Below are 16,273 nucleotides of genomic sequence, written 5' to 3' on the forward strand. Positions count from 1 at the left end.
ACTCGTTCCTCACTAACAGATCCACGTAGATCGGGTATTACGCTATCGTTAATATGGGATAGATACACGGTAATACAATTCCAATATGAATTTAATTTGATCCATATTTGCATGAGTAGCTCGTGGTGCATATAATTTAACCATTACTAGTTAATAAGGCAAATCATGTACGAAAATGAATTTCTATCTGAAACTGATGAAGAACTAGCTTTGCAATATTGTACTACCCCTATGCATATGCTTGACACGATTTTATCTGAATTTGTTGTGAAGCGGCCCGATTTACTCACTGATTGTCTTCTTAACCCCAGTCAGAGAGTTAAAACTTATAGAGAAGAAAACAAAGAGCTGTTAAATAAAGTACTTACCAAATATTTAAATTATTATGCGGCTTTTTTAGAAAAATCCGAACAAGAGGTGGTGCGGGATCAGTGGTCAGGTTATAGGCGTAATAACCACGAATACTACTTCTATTTTCTTAACCTGGGTGCGCTCTATTTAGCATTGGAAAATTATAATGAAGCCGCTCGATGTTTTAACATCGCCATGAATTACCCCCGGAAAAACAAGCAATCTGAAACGGATAATTTCTTTCAACTTCCTTGTTTATTAGCTGCATCATCTCTCGAATTAAGTGGAAATTATGAAGGAGCGCTTGAACTGTATCGTCAAGGCCAAAACAGTTATTTTAAAACCTATCAAGGCAAAAAAAATTACGTCAACGGCATACAACGCTGTGAAAATAAATTAGCACAAGGTTCTCCTACACCTGTTCTGCATTACAAACAATCCGAACAAAATGAGTTAAGAAAGCTGATAGATAGCACTGATTTCAGCAAAAAAGCACTCTATGAACGCTTATCCATGAAAGTACCTGACAAGGCTAAAAGTTCTTACCAGTCATTTACTCAGTCTTGCTGGAATGGTTTTAGCACTTTAGATAATTGGCGCTTGTATGTAGATGGTGCGCAGCAAAGTGATATGCTTGAACAGGGATGGTTAGGTTGGGAGAGTAGAGAGCCTGGCTCAATCAAAGCCATGGATGATGTATTTTCTTATATTAAAACTTATGGCAATAAGCCTGTAGGTGAGGACACCATACGCAATTTACACCGCATTGCAATGCAAGGTGTTAGTGGATTAAATGGTCGTGAAGCTACAGGTAATGAATTAGTCAAGGGAGGAGAATACAGGACGACTGAAGTTGGTTTTCATCTTTATCTAGGGCACAACGCGACCCAGAATGGGCTAAATTTATTATCACAACGCCGAGAACTCGGGGGGGGGGGGGAGCATCTAAGCGAAAAGGGCACATCGCTTTATTCACACTGGGCTAAAGTAGAGCCAGAAGAGACAATTCGTCAGAAAGTAGTTGATGCTTTAGCTAAATATTATGAAGATATGGCTGCCCTGGAAGGCAAAGAAGAGAACTATCTGGAAGTCATTCGCATTATTGTTACCTGTGTCCAGAAAATTGAGCAGGATCATCCCTTTAGGGACGGTAATGGCAGAACAGCCTATGCCTTACTTAATCTGATGTTATTACAAAATAAATTACCTCCTGTTATTTTAGAAGATCCCAATTATCTCGATGGTTATGCTCCGGATGAGTTAGTGGATGAGGTATTAAAAGGGATGAGCAACTTTGCTCATGTCAAAAAATATGGGACTTATCCTTCTGGAAAATCAACAGTAGAAATTATCAGGCATAATGTGGAGGAGTCACGGAACAATCCCAAAATGCTCAAGTCTATTCGTATTGATTTCTTAAGGGCAGCAACGGTGGGAAATACGGAGCTATTGAGGCAATATCTTGAAAATGGCATAGATCCTTCGTTGGTTACAGATGATTATGGTAATACAGCACTAACCCTCGCTGTCTTTTATGGGCATCTGGATTGTATCAGGGAGTTGATACATCTAAAACCTGAGTTTATTGACATACCGGGACAGGATAATGCCACTGCCTTGTATCTTGCTGCCTATAATGGCCATACAGAGGTAGTTGATTATTTACTGGAAAAAGGTGCCGATGCAAATATCAAAAGTATTTATGGCTTAAAACCGGCAGAGATTGCCGCACAACGAGGTCATTCTGGTTTGGTCAGTCGTCTTCAGCAACAAGAACAACATTCATCTGAATTTATGGATATTGACGAAGATAATACCAGAAAGCATTCCATTTTTTTCAGGGGTTTTATACCTGATCAACAAGCTGAGAGCAGTGTGGCAGCGGTTCAAAAATTGCTTGATGGTAAAACGAAAGATATCAATTTAAAGAAATTGCATAATGCATTAGTAACGCTCGATTTACACAAAAATCAGGTCTTACATTACACACAGATTGCGGGTCGACTTTTTGATCTTCTGGAGTCAGCAACAATATATTACGATAACTATCGCGATAAATTATCGCTTAATGAACTCAAAGAGCTTTATCACCTTATAAAAAGGGAAAGAGGACAACATAATTCTGACTTGGCCAACTCTGGCTCATTCCCACTGGAAGAGAAAATTCTGATGTCGTTTATTCGTGGCACTTCACACTCTAATTGGGACTCCTTAATGAAACACATTCAGGATACCTATGAAGCGGTTACACTGCAAAAACTCAACGAAGAGCAGGTTTTTTCCTTATTATTTAATGAGAATAATGCATTTATTTTAGAACATTTTTTTGGTGAATATAATTTTGAAACCAGATTAGAGGAGTTTAAAAAGAAATATCCACAACACTGTGAATTATTTTTTAATTTTCTTGCGATGAATTTGGATACTGTGTTGCTTAAGAGAGTGAAACATGTATTTGATTTGGAAAAATTACTCAAAATATTTGCTGATGAAAACCAACAAGAACGCATCTTGACTAGAGTAGTCGCTAATAAAGAGTTATTTCAAGCTTGTTTAAAGAATGCTTATGATTTTAAAACACTAGCGAATGCAGCCCCAGTCTTTAAAGAGCAGTTATTTACTCGTCTGATAGGAGATGATGTATTACTTTCTCGAGTATTTAAATCCAGTTGGGATTTGGATAATCTGCTTAAAGTATTTAGCACACCTGAGCAGCAAGAAGGAATTTTAAGCAGGGTGTTTGCCAGAAAAGAGTTATTTCAAGTCTGTTTAAAGGATGAACATGATTTTTCAAGAATAGAGAAGGTAGTTCCAGACGTTAAAGCACGATTGTTGGCGTACGATAAGCTTCGCGATAAGCGAAAGAGAAAAGAATATGAGCCAGAATTTTTTAAAGAAGACGTTGATATGGCTGAAGATCTTCCAAAGAAAAACCATGAACCACCTCAATATGGTAATTAAAATTTCGTACTGAATCGTAGCCCGGCCTGCTTGCAGCCGGGATTGAAGTGGCACCATGCCGATTTCGGGAGATCCTTCGCGCCAAAAGACGCGCTCAGGACGACGTAGATCGGGGGTAGCTCGTATAGCCGTAATATATGGGAATGAGTTCACTGCCGCTCCCGTATTACGGCTAATGCCTAATACAGGCCGCATCCTTTGAATACTAAGCTGATACGCCTGATGCTAAAGCGGTCAGTTGCTTTTTATCAGGGTTATGTATGCTAACTGCCGTAACTGAAGATAAATTAAGAAAATGTTCTGCCTTTTCCCATTCGATTTCCGCAGGATATAATTTCAGATTGGGAAAACATTTATTCAGTACGGTACAAAAGGCAAGGTCAGCAGGGTAGGGTCTTACCTGGTTAAAACCTATGCTCATTGCGGCCATTGCTTCAGATACAGTGGCTACACTGGGTAAATAATTCATGGAATAGACATTGGCTGTTTGCGCTATGGAGGGTAAAAATCCGGGGCTGGAAGCAAAGTGAACACCTGCCTGATAACAGTTTTCCAATTGTTGCGTGTCAATAATACCGCCTGCTCCTATCCTGATTCTGGTGCATTGGGCAACAATTTGTGCCAACAGTTTTTCATCTGAGGAGTTTATCTCAATAGTGGTAAAGCCGGCTTCGGTAATCTGCTCCAGTCGTTCAAAGAGAAAATTATCTACATCTAATGAAACGATTACTGATTGATTACCCAGTAGCTTTTCTATGATCATGTTTTTTTCCGCAAGTGCCACATTATTTTTCAATGTTAGAAGACTTGGACGCAGTTGGCAAGTGAATTGGTAATAATATATGCAATGATAAGATGACAGGCAGTTACAGATGTTTCAATTTGTACAAATTAATCCATTTTTGTTGTGACGTCATTCTGAGTAACACTCAGAACTATGCTTAAATCTCCTTCCTTCTCTCCGGCCGCTTTCCCAAACCCACGTCGTCCTGAGCGCGTCTTTTTGCGCGAAGGATCTCCTGAAAGCGGCATGGTGCCACTGAGATCCCGGCTGCAAGCAGACCGGGCTACAAAACATCTTAAGCAAATGCCATTAAGCGGATACGATTATCCGCGGGTAGGATCTGGCATCATGCTTAATGGTGTTGGTGCAGTGTTCGCCTGTTTTTCAAGCGGATTTTGTATTTTCGTCACTGCAGGTTTCGTTGCATCGATGCCAAAACGCTCCATATTTTGCAGCATACTTTGCATTTGTAAATGAGGAATATTTCCAGTTCTGGGCATCTGTTTCAAATACTCTTTGGCGGCTTCCTGGTTGGGACCTTGTGGAAGATTATCTGCAAGTGAGTGTAACTGTTCGTATGTGATATTCTGAGCCAGTTTTAATTCCTGGATTTGCTCTCTGTAAAACAAAGTAGCTGACGCCTGGCTTGGTTTTGGTACAGCAGCACTTCCAGCCGTAGGTGTAGGCCTTGGAACGTTGTTGCGAGCAGGACCTGGATTATTCAACTCATGCTGAGCGCTGCTTCTTGCCGCTTGTTGCTGAGATATCATATTGGCAATCAGTAAACCTTCTGCACGGTTTTCTTTAATCAGTTTATCCTTCTCTGCGATGTTGTCCTGATTCATTGCGGTTTCCAGACCTTTATTGTGAGCGACTACTTTTTTTACACACATTAATTGTGGTTTTAAGTCTTTATAATCCTGAAGGGCACGTGCTTTAGCAGCGCTATCATTCTTTACTGACTCCCAGTCCTGATTGGGTTGTAATAAATAAATTTCCCCTTGTCCATCTTTCACAATTCTCTGGCCTCTTGCCAGAATAAATTGTGCTTCATGAAAATTATGGGTTTTCTCGCCCTGATCATTGACGTAGTACTTTCTTTTCTCGTTGACTGCAAGCAAATCATGAAGGTTTGCGGCTTTTAAGTTCAGCGCATTTTGTTCTTCTAACAGCGCTCTGGCTTCATCATCTTTGCCTGCAATGAGCAAATCGTTGATTTTATCTGCCTGAGCATCCATTTGTTTGGACAATTTAGCTATTTGGGCTTTTAACAACAGACCTCTTGCGTCACGAAATTTTTTACGTCTTGCCTCAGGATTTTTTTCACCTTCTGCACCCTCAATCGCGCTGTGAATCATTTCCTTCATTTCAGGAGACAGCTGATTTGCCTGAACTTTGATTTCGTCAGGGGTCAGCTTAATACGTGCAGCATCAGACTTTTCGAACTCTTCCAGACTTGCATCGTATTCTGCGTATTTAATTTGCAGATGCTCGCCTTCTTTAACCAGTTCATCACGTTCTTTCTGAAGTACTTCACCTTTAGCGACATTTTTTTGTGCCATTCTTACCGCATCTTCATATTTGGCTATTGATTCAGCAAGTGCCTCGTAGCGTTTGGTGTCCGTTTTTGGTGAACTGGCTGCTGTAGGTTTTACCTGTTCTGCAGCAAGTTCGCTTTGTTGCATAATTATTTCCCTTATTCTGTCTGCTGCATCTGCCTTATCTGCCAGATACCACATAAACAGCAAAGCTTTCAAGCGGCTCATTAATAATCGGTGTTCTTGGGCTTGTAATTGTTGGTCTTGAACAATGGCTTTCTCCAGGGCTAATTTAGCTCCCATTTCGCCTATTACTGCTTCACCAGCAGGTGAGTGAAGAAATTTTTTCACATCTTCAGGAGTTTTTAAACCAAAGCGGCTCAGTTCGACAGTTGGTCGGTAATCTTTTTTACTTTCAGGATCATCTTTGTCTTGTTGCCTGAACAGAATAGAATCGACCCATTGATCCAATGTCAATTTATTTTCAACAACAGGGGCTGGTGTTTTAACTTGTGGCGTGCGTTCAGATTCAACCGCTACCTTGGACTCAGATGAGTTTTTCTCAACCAGGCGTTTTGATTCTTCCTCTTTAAAAAAGTCAACAGGTTGTTCAACCACGGGTGATTTTCTACTTCTAGCCATAAGTTGGATCCTTTTTTGCACTCGGTTAAGTTAATTATACACAAATGTGATTAATAAATCATCAATTTTATCGTTTTTTCAATACTATACTAAGCCATACAGGTCGCTGTTCTTCGGTACACGCTGTTGTTCCTTGCACCGGGTATTTAATCTTAGATTTAAGTTATTGATTTTGCAAATTAAAAAAGAGCAACTCATCTTGTTCATAAACTGTCGTGTGTTCCTCTTTGAACAGTTGTGTATGGAGAGGTGAAGGAGGATCGTCCTGATGGGAATCCAGGGAGTTATTGGTGAGAAGATTATTTAACAGACAATGGCTTTCCGAATGAGGCAGTAATTCACAACGTCTTGGTGCATTTAAATAATAGTGCTCATCATTGACTGTTTTATGCAACAGCAGATCCTCTTCCTGAAATGCCCAACTGTATAATTCACTCCGACTTACTTCAATCTGTGATAAAAGGCTTTGTTTTAATTCTCCGGCCTGATTGTCCAGCCAGTTGGAGGCTACAGTGAGCCCGGTTGCGCTGGACGAAAACAAAATACCTGCAGAATTATCCCAAAATTGACCTATAGCCCAAAGCACGTAGCCAGAACTATAAGCAAGCATGGAAAAAATGGGAGCAAAGATAGTCAAGGTCAGGCGCACAGTTAAGGACAGAATATCGATTAAAGGAAGGATAATGATGTTCTTAATCAGCTGCAAAGGCGGTAAAAAAACAATGCGCAAAGCGTTAAGCGCCAGATTGAGGAATAAATTGGAAGAGAATTGTCCCCAGGGTTTGCTAAAACCATAAAGAGGAGAAAAGCGAAATTCAGCCAGATAATTTTCTGTCTCAGACTCACCAACAGAGATGAACAGCTCTCCAATAGCGCTGAGATTACCCAGAGTCGACAATATCAGACGAATGAAATTAGTTATTCCTCTAAAGGGTATATGAAACAGCAGGGAACTGAGCTCCGTGAAGGGAACCGTACATAGGGCAAGAGCAAAATCACCCAGGGCTGCCACTGTTTGCCTGGCTGATTTTTTAACCAAAGCCCAGCTTTTTTTCCAACCATTAATAAAGCCATTCTCATAACCGTAGTAATAGGCTTCAACAAAGGGGGCAACAATCAATTTTCCCAGCGTGATTACATGTTTACAAAGCCATTTGCAGGTACCCAATAACCAGTCATCGCCTGGGTGCATGATGGTGTCATAGAGTGCTGCACCACCTTTCCCACCTAAGGCCGCGTAATTGGTATAGGGAAAATCGCCCATTTCTTTTTGCAAGGAGGGAATTGCTTTGGTAATGCCATAACCAAGGCTAAGGGCTAAAGCAGCAATAATAGCGATTTCGCCCGGGTCTTCTTTCAGGAGTGATACTGCCTCAACAAAGAATTTATCCAGATTACCGCCAGCCACCATTCCTTGCCATAAAGTAACCGATGCAGAAATCGCCTCTGAAGTGGTTCCGTGGCTCATGAAATGAGCCAGTTTCTGGATGGGTTCTATTCCTGCAATTAACCCGTTCAAGTGCAGTTTGGTTAACAGGCTGGCCAGTGCATTAGGTGCCAGCACAGCGCCGCCACCGTATAAATAGGCAGCTATTGCCAGCGAACCGACCATAGGATTTCGCTCACTGGTATCTATAAAAAAGCCACCTATATGGCGTAGCACACCTAAAATTCGATGTAATGGATTGTCATAGGGATGTGGGCTGGGTGGATGATTGGCCTGAGCTATAATGTAGGGGCTATTGCTGATGTGTTCACGGATAAATTCTTCCAGGGTCTGACCATTAGCCAATAAGCCTTTATTTTCTAAAGCATCATGCACTGAGCCTCGCTTTTTGTTATAGGCTGCTTTGATTTCTTCTTCCAAACGTTCTGTTTCTTCAGAACGATGTGTGGCATGGACGTGATTTATAAAATCCTGATGCAAATCATGAACAATAAAATGGCGCATGCTTTGGTAGAAATTCTGAAAAAAAGTAGGAATACGTGAAATAAATGCCTTAAATCTTAAACTGATGCGTTCTGGTAAATAAAGATGGCGTTTACTGATTTGGCTTAGAGTATATAAATCCTCTCCATCAGGAAGTGGATAAAACTGTTGGTCTTTCACAAAATAATGCAGTACAGTCAGTTTGTTATTCAACCGGAATACCAGCTGTTGCCGCTCTGCTATAATTGCCCAATGGCCATCATGGGCATGGGCTAGTACTTTTTCTGCCTCTGTAATGGTATTGGCCAGGGTTGGTTCCATGGTGGTGCCGTTAAGGCTGTGTGCTAACTCTTTGAGGGAGTTATAAGCTTTCTGAGGCACGCCCTTTAAGGTGTAATAGGGTGTGATTTTGGTTATAGAAACACCATCTGAGCGCTCCTGGACTTCTGTTTTATGAGTGGGTTGAGTATCAATAGCCAGATAATTAATCCAATCCCGGCCATCGTGCCATAAAGAGCGGAAAAAGCCAGCCAGTTTGGCGAAGCGGTTTGCTGGAATTTCATTTAATTTATGGGCAGGGGTTAATTGATAATGTTGGCACAATACTCTTAATGCATCATCCAGATCATTACTGTTATGTCCTATATGAAGTTCACTGTCCCAGACAAAGCAGGATTGAGATGATTCCTTGCTAAAATCTAACTGATCGTGACGTGATGTTTTATAAGCGCGGTTGAATTGATAATGCAATGCTGCTTTGTGAGCATCGTAGAGTATGGAGCCTAAAGTTCCTTCGGATACGACAGGATTATTGGCAATCATGCGATTGCCATCGCGGCAATTCTCAATCAGGGTCAATACTGCTTTACGCAGCTCTTCATGTCCGCTGAAATCATCCGGATTTAATTTTCGTTCTTTCTTTAACAGCCCATTCAGGGAGTTGATGCACTCATTAGCCAGATTTAGCTTTTGCGTTTGTTCGGGGCTTAATGGCCGTTCATAACTGGCTGAACGTATCCGATAACGGTGAATTCTGCTGATTATATCCGCTACCAGAGAAGAAGGGCGATCACCGGGAAGCAGTTTTATCAGTTCAGTATCATGGGTAAACAATAATAACTGCACGGTTTTCTTATTATGGTTGGCTATTAACCTTAGCCTGTCCTCATTGGGAAGCAGGTATTCCATAGTGTAATTGCCGTACATAACGGTACCGGCTTCATGACTGAACGCGCTGCCGGTGATGGTTGGCATTGCTTTATGGGAATAGGGCGTCACACGTAATGGGACGACAAGCTGTGTTTGTTCCTCTGTTGTAATAAACTCGGGCATAAAATCCATATTGTGCTCCTTGAGAGGACCGCTCATTGTCTCTCGTAAAGCGTCCAGAGTACTTTGTTTGAGCATCACATGGCAAGTATTTACTTCGTGTTTTTTTTATGGGCTTTTCCCGTAATTCCTGCTTTTATGTTATGATTAATGAAATGTTTTAAAAATAAACAGGAATTAAGCTTAATGACAAGTTATTGTGGATATATTGCTCTGGTTGGCCGGCCGAATGTGGGCAAATCAACTTTATTGAATCGAATTTTAGGGCAAAAACTGAGTATTACTTCTAAAAAGCCGCAGACCACGCGGCATAGTATTCTGGGAATTTGTACTGAAGGCGAGTATCAATACGTTTACGTGGATACCCCAGGTATTCATCAGGGCAATAAAAGGGCAATGAACAAGCTGATGAATAAAACCGCAATCAGGGTTTTGCGTGATGTAGATGTTATCGCCCTTCTGGTTGATGGAACCCATTGGGAAGAAGAGGATGAATACGTATTCAGCCTGATTAAACAATCCGAAGTGCCCTGCATCCTGGTCGTCAATAAAGTAGATAAAATTGCTGATAAGGCACAATTACTGCCCTGGATTGAGCAAATGAATCAGCGCCATGATTTTGTGGGTATTATTCCTTTGTCGGCTAAAACCGGAGTGCAGGTTGATGAGTTTAAAACCATGCTCATTCCTTATTTACCGGAAGGCCCTCATTTATTTCCAGATGATCAGTTTACTGACCGTTCCATCAAATTCTTGTGTGCGGAATTATTAAGAGAAAAAATCTTCCGTTTTTGTGGCCAGGAATTACCTTATTCCGTTACAGTGGATATTGAATCTTATAAGGACGAAGGTGATTTGGTGCGTATTCACGCCTTAATTTTAGTTGAAAAAGACAATCACAAACGTATGGTTATTGGTGATAAAGGGCAAAAATTAAAAGAAATGGCGACTAATGCACGACTGGACATGGAAAAACTGCTAGGCAAAAAGGTTTTTTTGAAATGCTGGTGTAAAGTCAAATCAGGCTGGGCGGACGATGATCGTATGTTAAAGCAATTAGGTTATGACAACTAAGTCTTTAGAGGCTTGGGTAATACACAAACAATGGTCTGGTGATACCAGTGCCAGAGTCACTTTTTTTACGCGTGAAGCGGGTTTGCTCAATTGCTTATGCAAAGGCGGGCGAACCCCTAAAAAACAATCTTTATTACAGCCTTTTACTTCTTTATGGCTTAGTGTTGACGAACGCTATAACCATTATTACACGCGAACAGTGGAAAGCGCTGCCCCTATACTGCATCTTGAAGGGAATTCTCTTTTTTCCGGTTTATATCTTAATGAACTCCTTTACCATGCTTTGCGGCCAATGGATGCCGATTCAAATTTGTTTGATGCGTATCTGTTAACCCTTAACAGCTTAACCTTGACTCAAGAGCGATTAAAAATTGAAAGATTTTTGCGCCGCTTCGAATGGGTCTTGCTGAATGCCTGCGGCCATTCATTTTCATTGACTGAAGATGCCCGAAGCGGAGAGGATGTGATTGCCCATGCTTATTATCAATTTGTTGCGGGGGAGGGGATAGTCCTGTGCAACAAAGGAATTCCAGGAGAGCATCTTTTGGCTCTGGCGGAAGATAATCTGGATGAGCCCCTTTATCTGAAATCGGCAAAGATTATTATGCGCCAGGCTATAGATCATCTGGTTGGCGGCAAGGAAATAAAAGCCCGATCTTTATACAGCATCGAGACATAAACCGAGTATCTCGGGTATACTCCACATTTTCTATTTTTTGGATGTACGATGAGTAAAGAATTATTATTGGGCGTTAATATTGACCACATTGCAACCTTAAGGCAGGCACGAGGTACTCGCTACCCGGATCCCGTCCAGGCTGCGATGGATGCTGAAGAAGCTGGTGCCGATGGGATTACCTTGCATATGCGGGAAGACCTGCGCCACATTCAGGCTCGTGATGTACGCCTGATTAAGCAAGTGTTACAAACAAGAATGAATCTTGAATTAGCCGTTACAGAGGCTATGCTGGATTTTGCAGAAGAAATTTCACCTGAGCATACCTGTCTGGTTCCTGAAAAACGGGAAGAATTAACTACGGAAGGTGGTCTGGATGTTTTAACCCACCAGAAAGTGGTAGAGCAGGCTGTAAGACGTTTACAACGTATGGGCAGTGAGGTGTCTTTATTCATTGATGCGGATAAAGTCCAGATCAAAGCTGCTGCTGAAATTGGTGCTCCGGTAATTGAAATACATACTGGTTGTTACGCTGATGCTACTAATGCAGAGCAACAAAATGATGAGTTGCGACGGATTAAAGAAGCGGCAGAATACGCGGCTAGTTTAAACCTGATTGTTAATGCGGGTCATGGATTGAATTATCATAATGTGAAACCTGTAGCTGCGATTAAAGAGTTACTTGAGCTTAATATAGGACATGCCATTATTGCACGCGCTTTGTTTTGTGGCATGAAGGATGCGGTAAGACATATGCGCCAACTCATGCAGGAAGCGAGACTTTATGTTGATGAGTGAGGTTGTTATTCGTAATTAGTGGAGACTTTACTGTTTAAATCCCCCCACCCGCCCTGTCGGGCACCCTCCCCCGGAGGTGGAGGGGCTACTAACTACACATTGTACCAAGAGTTAAATTTTTATAAGTTAGCACAGAGCTTCGCAAGTAGCCCCTCTACCTCCGGGGGAGGGTGCCCGACAGGGCGGGTGGGGGGATCAATTCTCGGCCACAACCTTATAAATAGTTTCCATCACAATCTCCACATCAGAATTAACCTCATTGTTCCAAAATCTCAACACGTGATAGCCTAAGCGTTCCAAGTAAAGTGTACGCTCTTTATCATAAATATGTTGCTCCGGGGTATTATGTTGCCCCCCATCAATTTCAATAATCAGCTTTTTTTCAACACAAAGAAAATCCACAATATAAGGTCCTATAGGTTCTTGTCTTCTAAATCTGAGGGTATGGAAACGTTTCTTTCTAAGTAATCCCCATATTTTTTGTTCCTGTGGGGTAAGATTTTTACGCAAAATTCTGGCGTTTTTGATGTTGGACATGTTGGACTTCCTTTTTCAAGACTCAACATATTGTACCTTGTCAGAGGGTTCTTTTTAATCCCCCCACCCGCCCTGTCGGGCACCCTCCCCCGGAGGTGGAGGGGCTACTAACTATACATTGTGCCAAGAGTTAAATTTTTATAAGTTAGCACTGAGCTTCGCAAGTAGCCCCTCCACCTCCGGGGGAGGGTGCCCGACAGGGCGGGTGGGGGGATTTTTCTGCATCAAAAAAAATCCCGGCATAATACCGGGACTCAGGTAGAGGAGACGTTTATCAGTCGCGGCCAGAGAATGCGCTAAGCAGATTCAACAAGCTGACGAACAGATTATATATGGATACAAACAAACCAACTGTTGCAGAGATGTAGTTTGTTTCACCGCCATGAATGATTTCGCTGGTTTGGTATAAAATCAAGCCAGAAGAAATCAACACAAAGGCTGCAGAAATCGCTAATTGCAGAGCAGGTATTTGAATGAAAATACCGGCTATCATGGCAAGTAAGGCTACCATTACACCTACAAAAAGGAATCCACCAAGGAAGCTGAAATCTTTTCTGGTCGTTAAAGCATAACCTGACAGGGCGAAGAAAATCATACCTGTTCCGCCTAATGCAGTAGCAATTAACTGAGGACCATTAGAAAAACCAGTCATGTAAAAATTAAGTATCGGACCCAGGGTATAGCCAAGAAAGCCAGTGAAAGCAAAAACGCTAACCAGTCCCCAAACACTGTTTCTCAATGCCTGAGTTAAAAACATCAATCCGTAAACGCCAACAATCATCAACAGAGGATTCATTGGTCCTGCACCACTTGCATAAGACATATATGCAGTAAAAGCACTGAATATAAAGGTCAGGCTCAATAGCATATAGGTATTTCTTAATACCTTATTGGTAGCAAGGGCAGACTCACTACGTTGAGTAAGGACAGTAACATCGTTTCGGTTCATACTTAGAACTCCAGGTTATTTATTAATTAGTTTAGCATATATGTGGATAAGTTTCCTGTATTTCAAGTTCTTACCTAAAATATCAGTGCCAATTTACATCTAGCCGGTTGGCAAGCACTATTATTAAGAGGAAAAGATATTCCTGTCAATTTTGTTTTGGGCTTCTTAATCCCAATATAGTAATATAATTAATATATGAATAATAAAAAAATCAGGGGAGCACTATGACACGAGTTGCACTGGTACAAATGGTTTCATCGGCTAATGTTGCTGAAAACCTGCGTCAGGTCGAACATTTTTTACTTCAGGCCCACGAAGACCAGGCGAAACTCGTTGTGTTACCCGAAAACTTTGCATTCATGGGCTTGAATGAAACAGACAAGCTTAAAATAGCTGAAGATTATGGGCATGGTCCTATTCAGGATAAAATCAGCCAGTTAGCTAAACAATTGGGAATATGGATAGTAGCAGGTACTATTCCTTTAAAAAGTGGCGGTACTAAAGCCCGGGCTAGCAGTATTGTTTTTGATGCGCAGGGTATGAAGGTTGCCCGTTACGATAAAATTCATTTATTTGATGTTCGTGTTTCCGAGCAAGAGTCTCATCAGGAATCTTTAACGATAGAGCGTGGACACGAACTGGTTGTGGTTGACACGCCCGTGGGTAAAATTGGATTAACCGTATGTTATGATCTGCGTTTCCCTGAACTCTATCAGCATTTGCAGTCATCCGGGGCGCAGTTATTTACAGTACCTTCGGCATTTACCGCGGTTACTGGTCTCGCACACTGGGAAACCCTGTTACGAGCAAGAGCTATAGAAAATTTGTCTTACGTCTTAGCACCAAATCAGGGAGGGTATCATGAGAATGGGCGTAATACTCATGGACACAGTATGGTTGTAGAGCCATGGGGCAAGGTTTTGGCACAAAAGGACACAGGGGCCGGGGTTGTGATTGCTGATATTGATTTGCAACGACTACAGCAATTAAGAAGGCATTTTCCCTGTGTTGATCATCACGTACTTTAGATTTGACTATTTTTTAATAAAGGTAATTACATGACACATGCTCTGGCTATAGCGAAACAAATACTCCTGGCACCAGCATCTCTGGATGAATCGGGTATAGAGAAATTATTTAAAACAATGATGAACCATCACATTGATGATGCTGATCTCTATTTTCAGAGTTGCAGTTATGAATCCTGGTATCTGGAAGATTCGGAAGTAAAAAGCGGCAGTTTTTCTCTTGATAGAGGTGTAGGGATTCGAGCTGTAAGCGGTGAAAAAACCGGCTTTGCTTATTGTGATGATATTTTGTTGCCTTCCATGTTGCGCGCCGCAGATGCAGCTCGCTCTATTGCTTTGACTGGTTCTAAAGCGGTGCAGTCTGTTCATGTGAATACCGCTGCTACAAGCCGTTATCAGTCATTAAATCCTATTGAAGGCATGAACAAGCAGGAAAAAATTGCTTTATTGGAAGCCATAGATAAAGAAGCGCGCAGGCTTGATCCGCGAGTGATTCAGGTCAATGCTTCTCTCAGCGGCTGTTACGAAGTGGTGATGGTTGCCGGAATGCATGGTCAAATGATTGCTGATGTGCGCCCTCTGGTTAGCGTGAACGTGAGTGTTATCGTTGAAGACAAAAATGGCCGTCGTGAATCGGCTCGTTCCGGTGGCGGTGGTCGAGTCGCTTATTCTTATTTCACCCAAAAGGAAAATGCCTTAAGTTATGCCCGTGAAGCAGTACGTGAAGCTTTAATCAATCTTGAAGCCCAGCCTGCACCTGCAGGAACCATGCCTGTAGTTTTAGGCCCAGGTTGGCCGGGGGTTTTATTGCATGAAGCTGTAGGTCATGGTTTGGAAGGTGATTTTAACCGTAAAGGCTTATCCGCTTTTTCCGGTCGTTTGGGTCAACAAGTCGCTGCAAAAGGAGTAACTGTAGTTGATGATGGTACTTTGCCAGACAGGCGTGGATCTCTGACTATAGATGATGAAGGCACTCCCTCCCAGTGCACCACATTGATCGATGATGGCGTTTTGGTGAACTACATGCAGGATAAGTTAAATGCGAAATTAATGGGGATGCAATCCACAGGCAACTGCCGCCGCGAGTCTTATGCTCATGTTCCCATGCCAAGGATGACTAATACTTATATGTTGGCAGGACAGCATGATCCTGAGGAAATCATTAAATCCGTTCAAAACGGTTTGTATGCCGTCAATTTTGGCGGGGGTCAGGTGGACATTACTTCAGGCCAATTTGTATTCTCAGCCAGCGAGGCGTATCTCATTGAAAATGGCAAGGTAACCAAACCGGTCAAAGGAGCCACTTTGATTGGTAATGGTCCTGATGTAATGAAAAAAATCAGCATGATAGGCAATGATCTGGCTTTGGACAGAGGTATTGGCGTATGCGGTAAAGACGGTCAATCTGTTCCAGTGGGTGTAGGTCAGCCTACTTTGAAAATTGATGCCCTAACCGTTGGTGGTACTAATTAATCTAAATGATCGTAGCCCGTATTAGCGAAGCGTAATACGGGAGCCCGTGCAAGATATTCCCGTATTACGGCTTCGCCTAATACGGGCTACAGTTCTGAGCACTACATTTCCTGTTTGCTCTCTCATTACTTAAAGAAAACCGAGCCGCGACCGTAAGGGAGCGGAACAGTTCGATGCACTCCATTGTGGATTACTCATTAGGT

Annotated in this window: 11 protein-coding genes; 6 read left to right on the forward strand and 5 right to left on the reverse strand. The window is 42.0% G+C overall.

The features are described 5' to 3' along the window. Positions 1-165: 165 nt before the first annotated feature. Complete coding sequence (locus tag B094_RS0102265) at positions 166-3,312, forward strand: ankyrin repeat domain-containing protein (protein WP_018576170.1); 3,147 nt, start codon at positions 166-168, stop codon at positions 3,310-3,312. Between the two features lie 205 nt (positions 3,313-3,517). Here B094_RS0102265 and B094_RS0102270 read toward each other — a convergent pair whose 3' ends face one another. The 3 genes from B094_RS0102270 to B094_RS0102280 form a co-directional block, all read right to left on the reverse strand. Next, positions 3,518-4,075, reverse strand: coding sequence for a bifunctional 4-hydroxy-2-oxoglutarate aldolase/2-dehydro-3-deoxy-phosphogluconate aldolase (locus tag B094_RS0102270; protein ID WP_026253844.1), 558 nt, complete (start codon positions 4,073-4,075; stop codon positions 3,518-3,520). Between the two features lie 344 nt (positions 4,076-4,419). Continuing rightward, positions 4,420-6,276: a hypothetical protein gene (locus B094_RS0102275; protein WP_018576172.1), complete on the reverse strand. Its 1,857-nt coding sequence runs from the start codon at positions 6,274-6,276 to the stop codon at positions 4,420-4,422. A 163-nt stretch (positions 6,277-6,439) separates the two neighbouring features. Beyond that, positions 6,440-9,538: a hypothetical protein gene (locus B094_RS0102280; RefSeq protein WP_026253845.1), complete on the reverse strand. Its 3,099-nt coding sequence runs from the start codon at positions 9,536-9,538 to the stop codon at positions 6,440-6,442. A gap of 183 nt (positions 9,539-9,721) precedes the next feature. On the opposite strand from B094_RS0102280, the gene era reads away from it, so the two are divergent. Genes era through pdxJ form a run of 3 tightly spaced genes read left to right on the forward strand, consistent with a single transcriptional unit; the run spans position 9,722 to position 12,083 of the window. Then, positions 9,722-10,609, forward strand: coding sequence for a GTPase Era (era, locus tag B094_RS0102285; RefSeq protein WP_026253846.1), 888 nt, complete (start codon positions 9,722-9,724; stop codon positions 10,607-10,609). Next, positions 10,599-11,288 (forward strand): DNA repair protein RecO, encoded by a 690-nt coding sequence (recO, locus tag B094_RS0102290; protein WP_018576175.1) that lies wholly within the window; start codon positions 10,599-10,601, stop codon positions 11,286-11,288. The genes era and recO overlap by 11 nt, the downstream gene beginning before the upstream one ends. A gap of 48 nt (positions 11,289-11,336) precedes the next feature. After that, entirely contained in the window at positions 11,337-12,083 is a 747-nt protein-coding gene (gene pdxJ / locus B094_RS0102295; protein ID WP_018576176.1) for a pyridoxine 5'-phosphate synthase, read from the forward strand. A gap of 195 nt (positions 12,084-12,278) precedes the next feature. Here the strand turns inward: pdxJ and B094_RS0102300 are convergent, their stop codons facing one another. Together B094_RS0102300 and B094_RS0102305 are read right to left on the reverse strand one after the other, a co-directional pair. Further along, on the reverse strand, positions 12,279-12,620 hold the full coding sequence (locus tag B094_RS0102300) for an endonuclease domain-containing protein (protein ID WP_018576177.1): 342 nt from the start codon (positions 12,618-12,620) through the stop codon (positions 12,279-12,281). A gap of 274 nt (positions 12,621-12,894) precedes the next feature. Beyond that, positions 12,895-13,569, reverse strand: a complete 675-nt coding sequence (locus tag B094_RS0102305; protein WP_018576178.1) for a Bax inhibitor-1/YccA family protein — start codon at positions 13,567-13,569, stop codon at positions 12,895-12,897. 224 nt (positions 13,570-13,793) lie between these two features. Between B094_RS0102305 and B094_RS0102310 the strand changes: the two genes are divergently transcribed. After that, the gene (locus tag B094_RS0102310) at positions 13,794-14,597 is read left to right on the forward strand and encodes a carbon-nitrogen hydrolase family protein (protein ID WP_018576179.1); all 804 of its coding nucleotides are present in this window, start codon (positions 13,794-13,796) and stop codon (positions 14,595-14,597) included. Positions 14,598-14,627: 30 nt separating this feature from the next. After that, on the forward strand, positions 14,628-16,070 hold the full coding sequence (tldD, locus tag B094_RS0102315; RefSeq protein ID WP_018576180.1) for a metalloprotease TldD: 1,443 nt from the start codon (positions 14,628-14,630) through the stop codon (positions 16,068-16,070). The last annotated feature ends 203 nt before the right edge of the window (positions 16,071-16,273 follow it).

The sequence above is a fragment of the Legionella shakespearei DSM 23087 genome (genome assembly GCF_000373765.1).
Lineage (GTDB): Bacteria > Pseudomonadota > Gammaproteobacteria > Legionellales > Legionellaceae > Legionella > Legionella shakespearei.

Excerpts from the sequence above, each read along its gene's own strand:
- B094_RS0102270 (WP_026253844.1), bottom strand. The coding sequence starts at position 4,075 with ATGATCATAGAAAAGCTACTGGGTAATCAATCAGTAATCGTTTCATTA.
- recO (WP_018576175.1), top strand. The coding sequence starts at position 10,599 with ATGACAACTAAGTCTTTAGAGGCTTGGGTAATACACAAACAATGGTCT.
- era (WP_026253846.1), top strand. The coding sequence starts at position 9,722 with ATGACAAGTTATTGTGGATATATTGCTCTGGTTGGCCGGCCGAATGTG.
- B094_RS0102300 (WP_018576177.1), bottom strand. The coding sequence starts at position 12,620 with ATGTCCAACATCAAAAACGCCAGAATTTTGCGTAAAAATCTTACCCCA.
- B094_RS0102310 (WP_018576179.1), top strand. The coding sequence starts at position 13,794 with ATGACACGAGTTGCACTGGTACAAATGGTTTCATCGGCTAATGTTGCT.
- B094_RS0102275 (WP_018576172.1), bottom strand. The coding sequence starts at position 6,276 with ATGGCTAGAAGTAGAAAATCACCCGTGGTTGAACAACCTGTTGACTTT.
- pdxJ (WP_018576176.1), top strand. The coding sequence starts at position 11,337 with ATGAGTAAAGAATTATTATTGGGCGTTAATATTGACCACATTGCAACC.
- B094_RS0102265 (WP_018576170.1), top strand. The coding sequence starts at position 166 with ATGTACGAAAATGAATTTCTATCTGAAACTGATGAAGAACTAGCTTTG.
- tldD (WP_018576180.1), top strand. The coding sequence starts at position 14,628 with ATGACACATGCTCTGGCTATAGCGAAACAAATACTCCTGGCACCAGCA.
- B094_RS0102305 (WP_018576178.1), bottom strand. The coding sequence starts at position 13,569 with ATGAACCGAAACGATGTTACTGTCCTTACTCAACGTAGTGAGTCTGCC.
- B094_RS0102280 (WP_026253845.1), bottom strand. The coding sequence starts at position 9,538 with ATGCCCGAGTTTATTACAACAGAGGAACAAACACAGCTTGTCGTCCCA.